At 49.9% G+C, this 15,560-nt stretch carries 17 protein-coding genes and 1 riboswitch; of the genes, 13 read left to right on the plus strand and 4 right to left on the minus strand.

Going from position 1 to position 15,560, the window contains the following annotated elements:
* Together ACI32D_RS00455 and ACI32D_RS00460 are read left to right on the plus strand one after the other, a co-directional pair.
* Positions 1-670 (plus strand): hypothetical protein (locus ACI32D_RS00455; protein ID WP_439774717.1); only part of this gene is annotated, 670 nt, incomplete at its 5' end.
* A 77-nt stretch (positions 671-747) separates the two neighbouring features.
* Positions 748-1,356 carry a hypothetical protein gene (locus tag ACI32D_RS00460; RefSeq protein WP_439774718.1) on the plus strand — a complete coding sequence of 203 codons (609 nt, stop codon included), beginning with the start codon at positions 748-750 and terminating at the stop codon, positions 1,354-1,356.
* A 54-nt stretch (positions 1,357-1,410) separates the two neighbouring features.
* On the opposite strand, the gene ACI32D_RS00465 is transcribed toward ACI32D_RS00460, so the two are convergent.
* Positions 1,411-2,610, minus strand: a complete 1,200-nt coding sequence (locus tag ACI32D_RS00465) for an MFS transporter (RefSeq protein ID WP_439774719.1) — start codon at positions 2,608-2,610, stop codon at positions 1,411-1,413.
* Between the two features lie 143 nt (positions 2,611-2,753).
* Positions 2,754-3,467, minus strand: coding sequence for a Bax inhibitor-1/YccA family protein (locus ACI32D_RS00470; protein WP_439774720.1), 714 nt, complete (start codon positions 3,465-3,467; stop codon positions 2,754-2,756).
* A gap of 256 nt (positions 3,468-3,723) precedes the next feature.
* Here ACI32D_RS00470 and murI point away from each other — a divergent pair, with 256 nt between their 5' ends.
* The 4 genes from murI to ACI32D_RS00490 all read left to right on the plus strand — a co-directional run bounded on the left by murI (position 3,724) and on the right by ACI32D_RS00490 (position 7,885).
* Positions 3,724-4,509 carry a glutamate racemase gene (murI, locus tag ACI32D_RS00475; protein ID WP_439774721.1) on the plus strand — a complete coding sequence of 262 codons (786 nt, stop codon included), beginning with the start codon at positions 3,724-3,726 and terminating at the stop codon, positions 4,507-4,509.
* Between the two features lie 77 nt (positions 4,510-4,586).
* Entirely contained in the window at positions 4,587-6,008 is a 1,422-nt protein-coding gene (locus tag ACI32D_RS00480) for a C69 family dipeptidase (protein WP_439774722.1), read from the plus strand.
* Between the two features lie 12 nt (positions 6,009-6,020).
* Positions 6,021-7,106, plus strand: a complete 1,086-nt coding sequence (locus tag ACI32D_RS00485; RefSeq protein WP_439774723.1) for a M42 family metallopeptidase — start codon at positions 6,021-6,023, stop codon at positions 7,104-7,106.
* 66 nt (positions 7,107-7,172) lie between these two features.
* A riboswitch (TPP riboswitch) is annotated at positions 7,173-7,269 on the plus strand.
* A 46-nt stretch (positions 7,270-7,315) separates the two neighbouring features.
* Positions 7,316-7,885, plus strand: coding sequence for an ECF transporter S component (locus ACI32D_RS00490; protein ID WP_439774724.1), 570 nt, complete (start codon positions 7,316-7,318; stop codon positions 7,883-7,885).
* 132 nt (positions 7,886-8,017) lie between these two features.
* Here the strand turns inward: ACI32D_RS00490 and udk (ACI32D_RS00495) are convergent, their stop codons facing one another.
* Positions 8,018-8,644 (minus strand): uridine kinase, encoded by a 627-nt coding sequence (udk, locus tag ACI32D_RS00495; protein WP_439774725.1) that lies wholly within the window; start codon positions 8,642-8,644, stop codon positions 8,018-8,020.
* Positions 8,644-9,300, minus strand: a complete 657-nt coding sequence (gene udk, locus ACI32D_RS00500) for a uridine kinase (RefSeq protein WP_439774726.1) — start codon at positions 9,298-9,300, stop codon at positions 8,644-8,646. Before udk (ACI32D_RS00500) ends, udk (ACI32D_RS00495) begins: the two co-directional genes overlap by 1 nt.
* Positions 9,301-9,844: 544 nt before the next feature.
* Between udk (ACI32D_RS00500) and ACI32D_RS00505 the strand changes: the two genes are divergently transcribed.
* The 7 genes from ACI32D_RS00505 to ACI32D_RS00535 form a co-directional block, all read left to right on the plus strand.
* Positions 9,845-10,585: an amino acid ABC transporter ATP-binding protein gene (locus ACI32D_RS00505; protein ID WP_439774727.1), complete on the plus strand. Its 741-nt coding sequence runs from the start codon at positions 9,845-9,847 to the stop codon at positions 10,583-10,585.
* 21 nt (positions 10,586-10,606) lie between these two features.
* A complete protein-coding gene (locus ACI32D_RS00510) occupies positions 10,607-11,446 on the plus strand; it encodes a glutamate ABC transporter substrate-binding protein (protein WP_439774728.1) in 840 nt (279 codons plus the stop codon).
* A complete protein-coding gene (locus ACI32D_RS00515) occupies positions 11,446-12,087 on the plus strand; it encodes an amino acid ABC transporter permease (protein ID WP_439774729.1) in 642 nt (213 codons plus the stop codon). Before ACI32D_RS00510 ends, ACI32D_RS00515 begins: the two co-directional genes overlap by 1 nt.
* Before the next feature lie 11 nt (positions 12,088-12,098).
* Positions 12,099-12,767 (plus strand): amino acid ABC transporter permease, encoded by a 669-nt coding sequence (locus ACI32D_RS00520; protein WP_439774730.1) that lies wholly within the window; start codon positions 12,099-12,101, stop codon positions 12,765-12,767.
* A gap of 24 nt (positions 12,768-12,791) precedes the next feature.
* A complete protein-coding gene (locus ACI32D_RS00525) occupies positions 12,792-13,637 on the plus strand; it encodes a transporter substrate-binding domain-containing protein (protein ID WP_439774731.1) in 846 nt (281 codons plus the stop codon).
* Positions 13,638-13,845: 208 nt separating this feature from the next.
* Positions 13,846-15,357 carry an exopolyphosphatase gene (locus ACI32D_RS00530; protein WP_439774732.1) on the plus strand — a complete coding sequence of 504 codons (1,512 nt, stop codon included), beginning with the start codon at positions 13,846-13,848 and terminating at the stop codon, positions 15,355-15,357.
* Between the two features lie 3 nt (positions 15,358-15,360).
* Positions 15,361-15,560 (plus strand): hypothetical protein (locus tag ACI32D_RS00535; protein WP_439774733.1); only part of this gene is annotated, 200 nt, incomplete at its 3' end.

The raw sequence follows: 15,560 nt of genomic DNA on the forward strand, positions 1-15,560 counted from the left end.
ATTGGCCGCGGCCGGGATGCTGCTTACTTTAGGTGCTCCAGCTGCCAAAGTTCAAGCTGCCAATGTGAAATACAAGATCGTTAAGCATAAGCAGACCAAGTACTACCCGCATGCAAAGATCAGCTATTCTTACCAGCAGCCGGTTTTACAAGGGAAATCTGCTACGGTTAAAAAGATTAACAAGTCTTTAGCCAGTGCTTACAAGAAGGACTTGAAGAACTACAAAAAGGGTGGCTATGAGATGGCCAAAAGCGTTTCAGACTGGTATTATGACGATTCTGATATGTATGACTATGAAAAGGCCAATCAATTAGGCGAGTATACTCTTACGCACGTTTACACCAACAAGAAATATTTTTCTGTAGGTTATCACAAAGAAGACTCTGCCTATGGTGTTGCTCATGAATGGGCTGAAGCTGCAACTTATTCGCTGAAAACTGGCAAGAAGCTCAAGTTAACTGACTTGGTAAAGGGAAACAAGAAGACCATTCAAAAGAAGATCTACAAGGTACAATCTAAAGACATTAAGAGTGTCATGACCTATAAAGAATTAAATCCAAGTAAATTGGAATTCATTGTTAAAGGGAACAAGGTTTACATCACCTACCACTCTTCGATGAATACTTATGGTGGATACGGATTCTTAAAGCCAATTAAAATCGACAAGTAAATCAAGCAAAAAGGCCCCATCTTATGGAGCCTTTTAGTTAGTAATGGAAAAATTAGGAATGTTTGTGGAGTGTTTTTATGAGAATAAATGTGATAGGGGTTGTTTTGTTGGCAGGTCTGATGCTCACTGCCTGTTCCAACAGTACTGCCAGTTCAGCCAAAAGCAGTTCGAGTTCAGCTAAATCATCTAAAGTTGCAAGCAAAGCTAAGAAGGAGCAAGCAAAGTCATCATCTGAAAAGGCAGCATCAACTAGTTCAAAAAAGACTGCCTTAAAAGCAAAGCAGAGTTCCAGCCAGACAAGCCAGCAAGAGGCAAGCAGTCAGTCAACCGCTAAGAGCCAGGGTGAAATCAACCGAGAACGCGGTTATGATCCCAAAGGAAATCGCGTTATGCCTGGTCAAGATCATGCCCCTGGGAGCGATGTTTACGGCAATCCAGATCCTTGGGTCCAAGGACAAATTGACTGGGCTAAAAAACATCAATCCAACGGCAACACGGATGAAGATTCAGACTACAATACTGATGACAGCAGTTCAGACTATGACTCAAGCTCAGACTATAATGAGAGTGATGATAGTAGTTCTGACGCGGATTATGATTCAAGTTCAGACTACAGTGAAGACAGCCAAGATGATTACTCTGATTCAGTCGATACCAACGAAGATTACAGTAGCGATGATTACTAATCTTCCAAGCAAAAAGCCCCAAGAATGAATCTTGGAGCTTTTTTCGCGCCTAAGCTAGGCAATGTTTTTCAAAATGTTGGTCCGGTAAAGAAGCAGGTTGATCACGACGATCCCGCTGGTTACCAGGAAGACGGCGCTGTAGCCGAGGTGGGCCGAAACCGTTGAGCCCAATAGCGGCCCAAAAATATTGCCGACGTACATGGCGCTTTGGTTCCAGCTGAAGACCCGGCTGGTCAATTGTTTCGGGCTGTACTTGGTCAGCATGGTCTGCACCTGCGGGAAGAGGCAGGCGTCGGTAAAACCAATCAAGAAGCGGCAAACACCCAGCTCAATCGTGTTGCGGACAAAAGCCGTCAAAAAGAAGAGAATGATCGAACCGATCAAGCCACCTAAGATGATCTTGTGGGTCCCGATCCGGTCACCCAGTCCCCCAAAGTAGGAAGCTGCAGCTACCGTGGCAATCCCTGGCAAAGCCGCGATGATCCCGCTGACGAAGACAACCTGCCCTGAATTGTGCATCAAGCTTCTGACATACAGGGAAACGATTGGGTTGATGGAGTTGTTGGCCGCTTGAATGATCAAGGTCGTCAGTAGCAGCCCCAGAATCAATTGCCCGCTCTTAAATTGCTTCATCGTATCCTTAAAGCTGGCCCGCTGCTCGCTCTTAACCGGCACGAAGTCATCTTCATGGATAAAGAAGACAGACAAGACGAAGCAGGTGAAAAGCAGGGCCCCGGTAATAAAGAAGGTTACCCGGTAGCTAAAAGCCTGCGACAGTGCCCCGCCGGCAAAGGGCCCCAGCAATTGTCCCCCGGTCTGGGCGGAAATCATGATCCCCAGCGCCTTGCCAGACTTGTTCTTTGGCGTCTCTGCCGCGATAAGAGCGTTAGAGTTGGAGATGAAGCCGGCAAAAACCCCCTGCATCCCTCTCAGGAAGAGCAGCTGCCAGACATTTTGCGCCAACCCCATGCAGGTAAAGACAACCGCCATCCCCAAAGAAGCCCGCAGGATCATTGGCTTGCGTCCCTTCTTGTCAGCCAGCTTGCCCCAGATCGGTGAAACCAGGGCCGCTACAACGTAAACCGCTGAAAAGACGATCCCGGACCAAAAACTCAGCTGCTGGTGGCTGAACTTGCCCAAGGTGTCAATGTACAGGGATAAAAAAGGCGTGACTTCTGAAAAGGCGATCCCCGCCAAAAAGACGCTGACTGCCGAGACTTGCAGGTTTCTTTTCCATACCGGTTTCTTTTGCAATGTTTGACCTTCTTTTTTTCTAAGCTCTACTGATAAAAAACTTTACATATCTTTTACCTTACTCTTGCAAAAAAAATAGTCAAGAAAAAAAGGCTTTCTAATAAGAAGAAAGCCTTTTTAAAAGACATATCTTAAACTTTGCTTTACCGGTCGTTGTCAGCGATCCCGAAGATCTGCAGGAATTGCAGGAAGAGGTTGATGAAGTCCAAGTACAGCAGCAAAGCCCCGTTAACGGCCAGGCCAAGTTCTGGCAGCTGGTCGCCGTAGTTAGCGTAGATGGACTTCATCTTCTGGGCATCCCAGGCGGTCAAGATCGTGAAGATGATGACCCCGATGATGGAGAAGATGAAGCTGGCTGGCGTGCTCTTCAAGAACATGTTGACCAGGCTGGCTACGATCAAGCCCCAAACAGCAGCTGAAGCGTAAGCCCCGATGGTGTCCAGGTTCTTCTTAGTCACGCTGCCGTAAGCTGCCATCCCGATGAAGACGGCTGAGGCCGAGATGAAGGCCCCGCCGATTTGGGCGCCCGTATAGGCAAAGGCCAAAAGAGAGAATTCCAGCCCGTAGATAACAGCGATAGCCATTAGCATGAAGAAGGCTGTCGTAGGCTTGCGGTTAGCCTTGAAGCTGATGCCCACGCTCAAGATCAGCGGCAGTAAAAGCAGGACCCAGAGGAAGACCCGGTTGGTGAGTAGCGGCAGCAAGCTGCTGGAGAAGACCGTTAAGGTCAAGTAGGCGGTCAAGGCTGAGACCAGAACTGCCAGGCCCATGATGGAATACATTTTCGTTAAAAAGCCATTGAGCGCTGAGTCGTCAACGATGTGGCGGCGCTCTTGTTCAGGCGAAACGTTAAACATAATTTCTTTTGCTCTTTCTAAAAAAACTGTGTACAGAATTATTCCCAGATTGCCGTTTTATTCCGGTAATCAACGTGATATCCAGGGTTTAGATATAACAATAACATAGCCCCTAAAAAAAGCAAGCCGGACGGTTTTTCCGGCAAAAATCTAAAGAAAAAATCAAGAAAGTCCGCCTTGGGCAAAAATAAAGTGGCGTATCGATTGAAGAAAGCGGATAAAAAGTTCAAAATTAATAGCTAGAGGAGGTCATAATATGCCAAAAGAATATGCTGATCGGCCAATCGGCGTTTTTGATTCCGGCCAGGGGGGCCTCACGGTCCTCAGCCGTCTGGTTGATCTGATGCCAAACGAAGATTATGTCTTCTATGGCGACTCAGCCAATGCTCCTTACGGGGTAAAGAGCAAGGAAGAAGTCTACCAGCTGGCCAAGCGGGTAGTTGATGAACTGATTGACAAACACCATGTCAAGGCCGTCATGATTGCCTGCAACACGGCAACCAGCGCGGCGGCTGACCGCCTGCGCCAGGAGTACTCCCTGCCGATCATCGGGATCGAACCGGCCATTAAACCGGCGGCGGAAGAAAATCCCGGCGGGCAGGTAGTTGCCATGGCCACGCCTTTGACCTTGGAGCAGGAAAAGTTCAAGCAGCTGGTTAAAGACTGCGCTGAACCTGGCCAGGTGGTCAAGGTGCCTGCCCCGAAACTGGTCGAATTAATTGAAAAAGGTGAAACCGACAGCCCGGCCATCTACCAGTACCTGGAAGAATTGCTGGCCCCATATGCCGGCAAGGCTGCCGGAGTGGTTCTGGGCTGCACCCACTTTCCTTTTGCCAAGCAGGCCATTCAAGAGATCTTAGGTCCCCAAGCCAAGGTCTATGACGGGGCCATCGGGGCGGCCGCTGAAGTCAAGCGGCAACTTGCCAGCCGGGATGAATTAAATACCGGCACTGAGCCAGGCAAAATCCTGTTTGAAAACAGCGCGCCGGGCGGCGCCAATTTGAGCAAGCGCCTCTATGCCCTTTACCGGCAAAAGCAGTAGCTGGCAAAAGGCATTTTTTCAGCTAGAATAATAGTAAGAAAGCAGACAATTAGTTTTAGATTATTAGAGGAGGACTTATGCAAAAGCCAGCAGAATGCACGACCATTTTAGTCGGCAAGGATGCCACTATTGATGGCTCCACGATGATTGCCCGCAGCGAAGACGGCGGCAGCACCATTATTCCTGAAGCCTTTATCGCGGTAAACCCGGAAGAGCAGCCAAAGCACTACAAGGCTGTGATCAGCGGCCAGGAAATCGATGACGAAGACCTGCTGCCGAATCCCTTGCGCTATACTAGCGCGCCAGATGCTTCCGGCAAGAACGGGATCTGGGCAGCTGCCGGGATCAACGATGCCACGGTAGCCATGACGGCCACGGAAACCATCACCACCAACAGCCGGATCCAAGGGATTGACCCCTTAGTTGAAAAGGGCGGCTTGGGTGAAGAAGACTTTGTCACTTTGACTTTGCCATACATCCATTCAGCCAGAGAAGGGGTTAAGCGCCTGGGCTACCTGGTGGAAAAGTACGGGACCTACGAAATGAACGGGTCAGCCTTTGCCGACCATGACGAAGTCTGGTACATCGAAACCATTGGCGGCCACCACTGGGCTGCCCGCCGGATTCCAGACGATGCCTACGTGGCAGCGCCAAACCGCTTGAACATCGACTTCTTCGACTTTAACGATGAAGAAAACTTCATGTGCTCAAGCGACTTGCTGGACATCATCAATGAATACCACTTGAACCCGGACTACCAAGGCTACAACCTGCGCCACATCTTCGGTTCATCCACTATCAAGGACGCACACTACAACAACCCGCGGGCCTGGTACATCCACCGCTACTTTGACCCTGAATGGGAAGGCGAGCCAGGGGACCAGGACCAGCCTTTCATCACTTACGCCAAGAAGAAGATCAGCCCGGAAGACATCAAGTTCCTGGAAAGTTCCCACTACCAGGACACCAAGTACGATGTCTACAGCACGACCAACACTGAAGCTGAAAAGAAGCTCTTCCGCCCAATCGGGATCAACCGGAACTTCGAAACCCACATCCTGCAGATCAGAAATGACGTTGAAGAAGGCCTTGCCGGCGTGCAATGGCTGGCCTTTGGCCCGAACACTTTCAACGTTTTCGTGCCTTTCTACACCAATGTCACGACTACTCCAGCCAGCTTCCAGACCGGTCCGGACTTTGACTTGACCAAGATCTTCTGGCTCAACAAGCTGAACGCCCAGCTTGGCGACACCAACTACAAGGTCTACAGCGCTTTGGAGCAGGCTTTTGAAGAAAAGACCATGGCTAAATTGCGCCAGATCGAAAACGAAACTGACCGGGCCGTTAAGGGCTTGACTGGTCGCGACTTGCAAGAGAAGCTGGAAGAAGCCAACCAGAAGATGGCTGACCTGGCTTACGAGCAGACGGTTGCCTTGACCGGGGAAATGGTCAAGGACGGCCACACCTTGATGAAGCTGAAGTACGATTTGCTGGATTAACGGAGATTACTGATGGAAAAAGCCGCTGAAATTCAAATGCTGAAGGATTTTTCAAACGCCAACGCCACTTCCGGCTTTGAAAATGAATTCGTTGACCTCTTCACCAAGACGGTCAAAGACTATGCCGACCTTGAAGTCGACGGGATGCTGAACGTCTATGCTTCCAAGAAGCAAAACACTGGCAAGCGGCCGGTGATCCAGCTGGACGCCCACTCAGACGCCGTTGGTTTCTTGACCCAGGCTATCCGGCCAAACGGCTTGATCAAGTTCGTGACCCTGGGCGGCTGGAACAATGTCGTTTTGCCGGCCCTCAAGGTCAAGGTCAGAAACCGGGACGGGGAATACATCCCTGGCGTTGTGGCTTTAAAGCCGCCCCACTTCATGTCTGAAGCTGAGAGAAAGTCTGTTCCGCAGGTAGCTGACTTGTCCATCGACGTCGGCTCCTCCAGCCGGGAAGAAACGATCAATGACTACAAGATCGACACGGGCTGCCCGATTTTCGTCGACGTGGACTGTCAGTACAATGAAAAGACCGGCCTCTTCTTTGGCAAGGACTTTGACGACCGCTTTGGCGCCGCCGCCATGGCTGACATCCTGGAAAACCTGAAGGATGAAGAAGTCAACTTTGACCTGGTTGCCGCCTTGTCCAGCCAGGAAGAAGTCGGCCTGCGGGGTGCCTATGTCACGGCCCGCAAGATCAAGCCAGACCTTTGCCTGGTTCTGGAAAGCTGCCCGGCTGATGACACTTTTGAACCGGACTGGCTGTCTCAAACTGGCCTTAAGCGGGGACCAATGCTGCGGGACATGGACGTCACCTTCCTGCCAAACCCGAAGTTCCAGCAATATGCCTGTGACTTGGCTGACAAAAACGGGATTCCTTACACCCGGTCAGTCAGAACCGGGGGCGGACAGGACGGGGCTGCCATCTACTATGAAAACGGGGCGCCAACCATCGTGATCGGGATTCCGGTCCGTTATGAGCACTCTCCATACTGCTTCAGCAGCTACAAGGACTACAAGGCAGCCGTTGACCTGGCTTTAGCAATTATTAGAGATATCGATAAGGAAAAACTGGAATCCTTTAAAAGCTTTAATTAATTAAAGGACTTTTTTGCCTTGTTAGCGTTTGAATGATCTGCTAAACTAGATTAAGTCAAATTGAATAAATGCCACTAGGGGAGCGAAAGCTGAGATGACGAAAGTCGACCCTTTGAACCTGACCAAGGTAATTCTTGCGCAAGGGAAGTGTTTCTTTAACATGAGTTCAAACTCCTAGCCGGCAATTTTGTTGGATAGGAGTTTTTTTAATGCTTAAAAGAGAGAGCAAGTGGAATGTGAAAGCCATTATCTTGATGGCTTTGATTGGGATTATCATGGGGGTTATCTACACCTACGTCTTCAACCCCCTCTACAACTCGACCAAGTTTGCTTTGAACTTTGTCGGTCTAGGGCCTTTGGCTGATGAAATCTATTCTGGCCTTTGGTACATGGCCGCGCCTTTGGCCATGTACTTCGTGCCGACCTTTGGCTCCGGCATTGTCGGTGAAACCCTGGCAGCCACGGTTGAAATGGCCTTCGGCGGCCAGTGGGGGGCAATGACCATCCTGCAAGGGCTGGTGCAAGGGGCCTTCAACGAAATCGGCTTTTTCCCGAAGAAGGAAAACTATGAACGCTTTGGCTGGGGCAGCCTGATCATCGGGGCCATCTGCTGCCACGTGGCGGCTTTTGTGATGTGCTACTTCACTTACGGCTGGAGCGCCTACAAGCCGGCTCTTTTGATCGAAATGTTCATTGCCGGTTTGATCTCATCCGTTGTCTTTGACGCGGTCTTGGTCAAGCTGATCACCAAGCTTTTTGACCGGGTCATGGCCAAGTAGTTAACCATCATTTATTATCTGTTTTTGCTTACATGAATCTCTAAATCAAAATATGCCAAAGAAATAAGCGTGAACCACTTGGTTCACGCTTATTCGTTTCAGTCTGGACTTTTTTATCTCTAGTTTGCTCTCTTAGCCGTTGATAATTGACAGGAGCTTGGAGGAAACCATATCGATGGCGACCTGGTTTTCCCCGCCCTGCGGAATGATGATGTCGGCATACTTCTTGCTTGGTTCAACGAACTGGTTGTAGCTTGGCTTAACCGTGGCCAGGTATTGGGAGATGATCCAGTCAATTGACCGGCCCCGTTCCTGGGTGTCCCGCTGCAAGCGGCGGATGAAGCGGATATCGTCGTCAGCATCGACGAAAAGCTTGATGTCCATGAACTTCCGCAATTCTTCTGAAGCCAAAACCAGGATTCCTTCCAGGATGATGATATCGGCTGGTTCAACATGAATGGTGTCTTTAGCCCGGGAGAGGATGTTGAAGTTGTAGGTCGGCATTTCAATTGCCTTGCCCTCCAGCAAATCCTGCAGCTGCTCAATCAAAAGGTCAGTGTCGTAAGCATTGGGGTGGTCGTAGTTGATCTTTTTGCGTTCATCCATGCTGAGGGCTGAATTGTCGTTGTAGTAGGCATCTTCAGTCAGAATGAGCACCCGGTCAGCTGGCAGGCGCCGGCTGATTTCCTTGGAGACAGTCGTCTTGCCTGAGCCGGACCCGCCGGCAATCCCAATAACAAGTGGTTTCTGCTTAGCCATTATTCCGCCTCTTTTTCTGCTAAATCATTGCGGCGGAGAATGTCGCGGACTTTCGTGGTCAGCATGTCCAAAGCGACGTCGTTGGCCCCGCCTTCTGGCACGATGATGTTGGCGTAACGCTTGCTTGGCTCAACAAATTGGTGGTAGCTTGGCTTAACCGTTGCCAGGTACTGGTCGATGATTGAGTCAAAGGACCGGCCCCGTTCAGCCATGTCCCGGCGCTGGCGGCGGATCAAGCGGATGTCGTCGTCAGTGTCAACGAAGATCTTGATGTCCATCAAGTTCCGCAATTCTTCTGAAGCCAGGACCAGGATCCCTTCCAGGATGATGATGTCGGCTGGTTCAACGTGGACCGTTTCCGGGCTGCGCAGGTGGGTGGTGAAGTCGTAAATCGGCATCTCGATGGCCTTGCCGGCTAGCAAGTCCTGCAACTGGCTGATCAAGAGCTCGGTATCAAAAGCATCCGGGTGGTCGAAGTTTATTTTGTTTCTTTCGGCCATGGTCATTTCCGGGTGGTTCTTATAATAAGAATCTTCCGTAATGATCCGGATCCGGTCGTTTTTGAACTGGTCATATAATTCGTGGGCAATGGTCGTCTTGCCAGAGCCGGAGCCGCCGGCGATACCAATAATGATGGGATGTTGCTTTTTTGACATTGTAAAACTCCTTTAGTTATTAATTATAGAGGCCAGCAAGGGCCTGGTCTAGTCAAAGTGTGAAAAAACGGGCTTTAAAGCGGTTACGCGTGCCTGGCTCAGAAACAGTTGTTGCTAATTGGGGTAAGATCTAATATAATTAAGAATATATCAAATGAAACAAAAGAAAATGAAGTGAAAACTGGCAGCTGGTTAAGATAAGCAAGGCAGTTCTTGCTCTTTTTATTAAAAAAAGATAAAAAACTGAGCTGGAACTGACAAAATGCTTGCGTGAAAGCTTGTTTTCTGGTAAATTTAATAAAAAATTAATCATACTTAAATAAAAAACAAGCGTCCTGGAAAGAAAAAAGCAATGGCACTTTTGAGATGATTCGGTTCTCGCTGTGAAAGAGGGAAAAATACCGGCGTTTTCACCAAACTGCCGACTAATAATCGAACCTTTTTCGCGTGAGAGGACCAGCTTGGCAGACAGGCCTTAAAGTGCAGATACTGAGTCAAACAGGTGGCTATTTAATTAAGCATTAATAAAACAAGGAGGACCACTATGGCAGCAATTATTGAGTTCAAGAAAGTCAACAAGTTCTACGGCGACTACCATGCCTTGAAAGACGTCAACTTAAGCATTGACGAAGGCGAAGTCGTTTCCATCATCGGCCCTTCTGGCGCGGGCAAGAGTACCTTGATCAGAACCATGAACGGTTTGGAAGGCATTTCTTCCGGCGTCTTGGACGTGGACGGCTATGACCTGGGGGACAAGAAGACTGACTTGAACAAGATCCGCCGGGACGTCGGCATGGTTTTCCAGCACTTCAACCTCTACGAAAACCACACTGTCTTGGAGAATGTCATGCTGGCCCCAAGAATCGTTTTGCACCGGGACGAAAAGGAAAACCGGGAAATCGCTGAAAAGCTGCTCAAGCAAGTCGGCCTTTTGGACAAGGAAGACTCTTACCCAAGACAATTGTCCGGTGGGCAAAAGCAGCGGGTGGCCATCGCCAGATCTTTGGCCATGAAGCCAAAGGTGCTTTTGTTTGACGAACCAACCAGTGCCCTTGACCCGGAAATGATCCAGGACGTCTTGGACGTCATGCAGACTATCGCCGCTGAAGGGATGACCATGGTGGTCGTTACCCACGAAATGGGCTTTGCCAGAGAAGTGAGCGACCGGGTCATTTTCTTTGACCAGGGGCAAGTCTTGGAAGACTCCCACAACCCGAAGGACTTCTTCGAACACCCGCGCAACCTGCGGGCCCAAGAATTCCTCAGCAAGGTAATTGACCACTAATGAGAAGAAGGGAGCGGTTACATGAAAAGCAAGAAACTATTCCGCAAAGTTGCCGCCCTGCTTTTTCTGCTGCTGACCACTGTTTCGCTTTCTGCCTGCGCGGTTGAAAGTGACAACTCCGTGCGCGTCTACAATCACGTCAAGAGCAGCAAGACAATTACCTGGGGCGTCAAATATGATACGGCTCTGTTTGGAATCAAGAGTGTCAAGACCAACAAGCTGGAAGGCTTTGAAATCGATCTGGCCCGCCTTTTGACCAAGAAGATCCTGGGCAAGGACGGCAAGGCAAAATTTATTGAGGTCACGGCCCAGACCAAGATCCCGCAGCTCAAGAACAACAACCTTGATGCAGTTCTGGCGACCATGACTATCACTGACGAAAGAAAGAAGTCAGTTGACTTCTCCACCCCTTACTTTAAGGCGGGGACTTCCCTTATGACCAAGACCAGCAGCTCTGTCAAGTCAATCAAAGACCTCAACCACAAGGGCCGGGTGGTCATTGTCGCTAAGGGCACGACCGCGGCAGCCGATATCGCGCGTCTGGCGCCAAAGGCCACGATCCGCCAATACAATGACTATGGCTCTTGCACCAATGCCCTCTTAGCCGGGCAGGGGGACGCGGTGGCAACAGACAACGGGATTTTGGCCGGGATCGCCAAGCAGCACAAGAACCTGCACCTGGTTGGCGGCACGATTGCCGTTGAACCTTACGGGATTGCCGTTGAAAAGGGGCAGACCAAGATGCTGGAAGCCATCAACAAGGCTTTGAAGGAAGCCAAGGCAGACGGCAGCTACCACAAGCTTGTCAAGAAATGGTTTGGCAACATTCCAGGATTCAGTGTTAAGGAGGCTGAATATTAATGTTGAGTTTACTTGGAGCAAACTGGTCCACCTTTTTGCTCGGTTTTTGGAATACGATTCTCTGCAGTCTGATTTCCTTGTTTTTCAGTTTGATCATCGGATCCGGCTTTGCCATCCTGGAAACCGTGCCTAACAAGTTCTGGCGCGGGGTAGCCAAGGTTTATGTCGAAATTTTCCGGAACATTCCCCTGCTGGTCGTGACCATGGTCTTTTACCTGGTCCTGCCAACCTACACGCCGCTGAAACTGACTGGTTTCCAGGCAGGGACAATCGGTTTGTCCATCTATTCATCAGCCTTCATCGCTGAAACTGTCCGCTCCGGGATCCAATCTGTCGGCACCGGCCAGATGGAAGGGGCCCGGTCAAACGGGATGACCTACTGGCAGGCCATGCGCTACGTTATCCTGCCCCAGGCCTTCAGAATCGTGATTCCGCCATTGGGCAACCAGTTTGTCAACTTGATCAAGAACTCCAGTATCTTGGCCTTTGTTGCCGGTTTTGACTTGATGTACCAAGGGGACATCGTGGCATCCAACACTTTCCAGACTATTCCAAGCTATGTCTTGGTTGGCCTGTTCTACTTGATTTTGACCCTGCCGCTGAGCTACTACATGCAGTACTTGGAAAAGAAGGGCGTTTAGGAGGCACATAAATGGAAAATCTTACAGAAGCATTATCCTGGATCAACCTCCGCTTTTTGCTGCAGGGATTCTGGGTCACGATCGAAGTTTCAGTGATTTCAATCATCTTGAGCTTTGTAATCGGCCTGGCCCTGGGCTTGATCCGCTTTACCAGAATTGACGCCAAGACCACGCGGATTTCCAAAGTGGTTGGGGTGATCATCGACATCATCAGAAACCTGCCCCTTTTGCTGATCATCTTCTTCTCTTACTTTGGCCTGCCGGTCATGGGGATCAGAGTTGACGCCTTCCAGGCTTCAGTAATCGCCATGGTGGTCTTTGAATCAGCCATGATCGCGGAAGTTGTCCGCTCAGGGATCATGGCCGTTGACCCTGGCCAGATGGAAGGGGCCCGGTCAAACGGGATGACCTACATGCAAGCCATGACCCACGTCGTTTTGCCCCAGGCCTTGACCAAAATGATTCCGGCCCTTTTGTCACAGTTCGTGTCCTTGATCAAGGATACTTCCCTGGCGACGATCATCGTTTTGCCGGAACTGCTCTACCACGCTGAAATCATCTACAACCAAAACACCAATTACATGATTCCAATGTACCTGGCCGTGGCAGTGATGTACTTTATCATCTGCTTCGCCTTGTCCAGCTTTGCCAACTACTTGAGCAAGAGAATCAAGTATTAGCAGTTTTTTTGCCAAGGAGGAAAAATGGCACGCAAACTGAGGAAGCTGACCGCCTTTATGGCGGTTTTGCTGTTATCATTAGTTTTTACCGCTTGTTCGCATAGTCAATCCAGCAGCACCTATGACCGGGTTAAGCAGACAAACACCATCACCTGGGGGATGCGGGCCGACACCCGCCTGTTCAGCATGATGGACGTGGACAGCGGCAAGGCCACCGGCTTTGAAGTCGACCTGGCCCGGGCCATTACCAAGCAGATTCTTGGCCCTAAAGGCAAGATGAAGATTGAATACATCAGTGAAAAGTCCCGGATCATGGACCTCAAGATCGGCAACGTCGATGCCGTTATGGCTACCATGACCAACACGGCTGACCGGCGCAAGATCATTAATTTTTCCGACACTTACTTCATGGCCGGGGAAACTTTGATCGTGCCGAAAAAGAGCAAGCTGAATTCCATCAAGGACTTCAATACTTCCAAGTACTCCATCGCGGCTGTCAAGGGGTCAACTGCTGACAGTGACGTCCACAAGTATGCCCCAAAGGCCCGGGTTATCTTCTATGACGACTATGGCTCTTGCTACAATGCCTTAAAGGCCGGCAAGGCCAATGCCATGGTCAGCGACAATGCCGTTTTGGCCGGCTTGATTTCCAATGACAAGGACAAGTTCAAGATGCTGAGCGACACCTTTACGGTTGAGCCGTACGGGATCGGCATCAAGAAGGGGGAAGACAAGTTTACGGCTGAGGTCAACCAGGCCTTGAAAGAACTCCGCAAGAACGGGACTTACGCCCGTTTGATGAAGAAATGGTTTAGCGGCGTTCCAGGCTTCAATATCAAAGCTTCTTCTCGCTTGAAGGCAAGCGAATAATTTAAAGCAACTTAAGCAGTGCGTTCGTTTTTGGACGCGCTGTTTTTTTTACTTCCAGGTTAAATTGTGTTAAAAAATGGATTTTTACCTGGAAAAATAAGCCGAAGGGGCAGATTTTTTGTACAATTGAAATAGGTGACTCAGCGCTTACAGCTGAATTTTAAAGCTCATTTTGAAAACTATGTGAAAACAACCAGAGGAGAGACATATGAGCAAAAGACAATTTGGTCTAATTTACATATCATCATATCAAGCCCGTCTGTTTATCGTTGACTTGAAGAAACTGTCAATCATTGAGCAGCTGAGCTCTGCCCAGTTTGTCCAAGGCGGCAAGAAGTTTGAAGTTTATGAAAGCGAACTGCCCCGCTTGACTGACGCCTTGATCGGCTTCAAGCGGAAGATCGCGGAATACGGGATCGACAACTACAAGGTTTACGGCAACCGGCAGCTTTTGGACAAGATTTCGGCGCGCTATCTGGCCGACCAGATCAAGGTCAGAACTGGTCTGGAAATTGAATGGCTGAACGGGGCCCAGATTGCTTACTACAAGATCATTGCCGGGATGGCCCTGCCGCAGTTCTCAGAACTGAAGGATGATGAATTTACTTACTTGCTCAGCATGGGCAGCGCCATGCTCAACCTCACCTTGTTCAAGGGCCAGCACTACCTGTCAACCTGGAACTTTGCCCTGGGCCCGGAAGAAATTGAAGAAATGTCAGCCATGACCCGGGACACGCCAAGCGATCCGATCGACATTATCGGCGACTACATCTCCCGCAAGCTGGTCAGCTTCAAGACGATTGAAAAGCCGACTGGCAAGGCCCGGATCATCATCCAGCATGTTTCCGGCAGAGGCGAGCAGAGCCTGCGGCCGCAAGAAAAGGCCCGGCTCATCGACCTGGAGCAATTTGCCGGCGTTTATGATGACTTCAGAGAAGCCCCAGACCAGTACTTGATGGAAAAATACCAGCTGGATACCGACTCCCTGGCCCGGATGAAGCCGACTATCGTTTTGATCAACCAGTTGGTCAAGATCATCAAGCCGCACATGATGACACTGACTCAGTCTTCAGCCATCACCGGTTTGATGATCCAGGAAGCTGCCAAGCTGAAGTACCGGCCGGACGAATACTCAACTATCGTTTTGACGGCGACCAAAAACATCGCCCGCCGCTACGAATCAGGCGGCAAGCACAGCAACTTGTCCAACAAGTTTGCCCTGCATATTTTTGACCGCCTGGCCCACGCCGGCATGGTTGACCGTGATGACCGGCAGCTTTTGGAAATCGCGGCCCGCTTGCATGATATCGGCAACTTCATCAACTTCCACAACCACTATGAGCATGCTGCTTACATTGTGGGGGCCAACCAGATCATCGGCTTGTCTGACCGGGAAAATGAAATGCTCTTGAGCATTTTGAAGCACCAGGACATCACCAACTTGAATGCTGATGAACGCGAATACCGCCACCTTGATCCAGCCCTGCAGGTCCGGGTAGCCAAATTGGCTGCCATCCTGCGCCTGGCCAACAGCCTGGATGCTTCCCGCAAGCAGAAGATCAGTAAGATTGTGGTTTCCATCAAGGATGACCAGATGCTGATCACGGTGACCAGCAAGCGGGATCTGACCTTGGAACGCTGGGTTTTTGAAAAGAATGTCAATTTGGCTGAAGCCGTCTTCGGCATGAAGATTGCCATGAAGCAGAAGAGGGGAAAGTAAAAAATGACGATTGCTAAGAACAAGAATAAATTCACCGATCCTAGTTATTATGCCAACCGGGAACTGAGCTGGCTGGACTTCAACGACCGTTGCCTGGACGAAGCCAGAAACCCTGATGAGCCGCTTTTGGAAAGAGCCAACTTCCTGGGGATCACCCAGTCCAACGTCGACGAATTCTACATGGTCCGGGTGGCTTCCTTGAG

The organism is Lactobacillus sp. (genome assembly GCF_051873315.1).
Lineage (GTDB): Bacteria > Bacillota > Bacilli > Lactobacillales > Lactobacillaceae > Lactobacillus.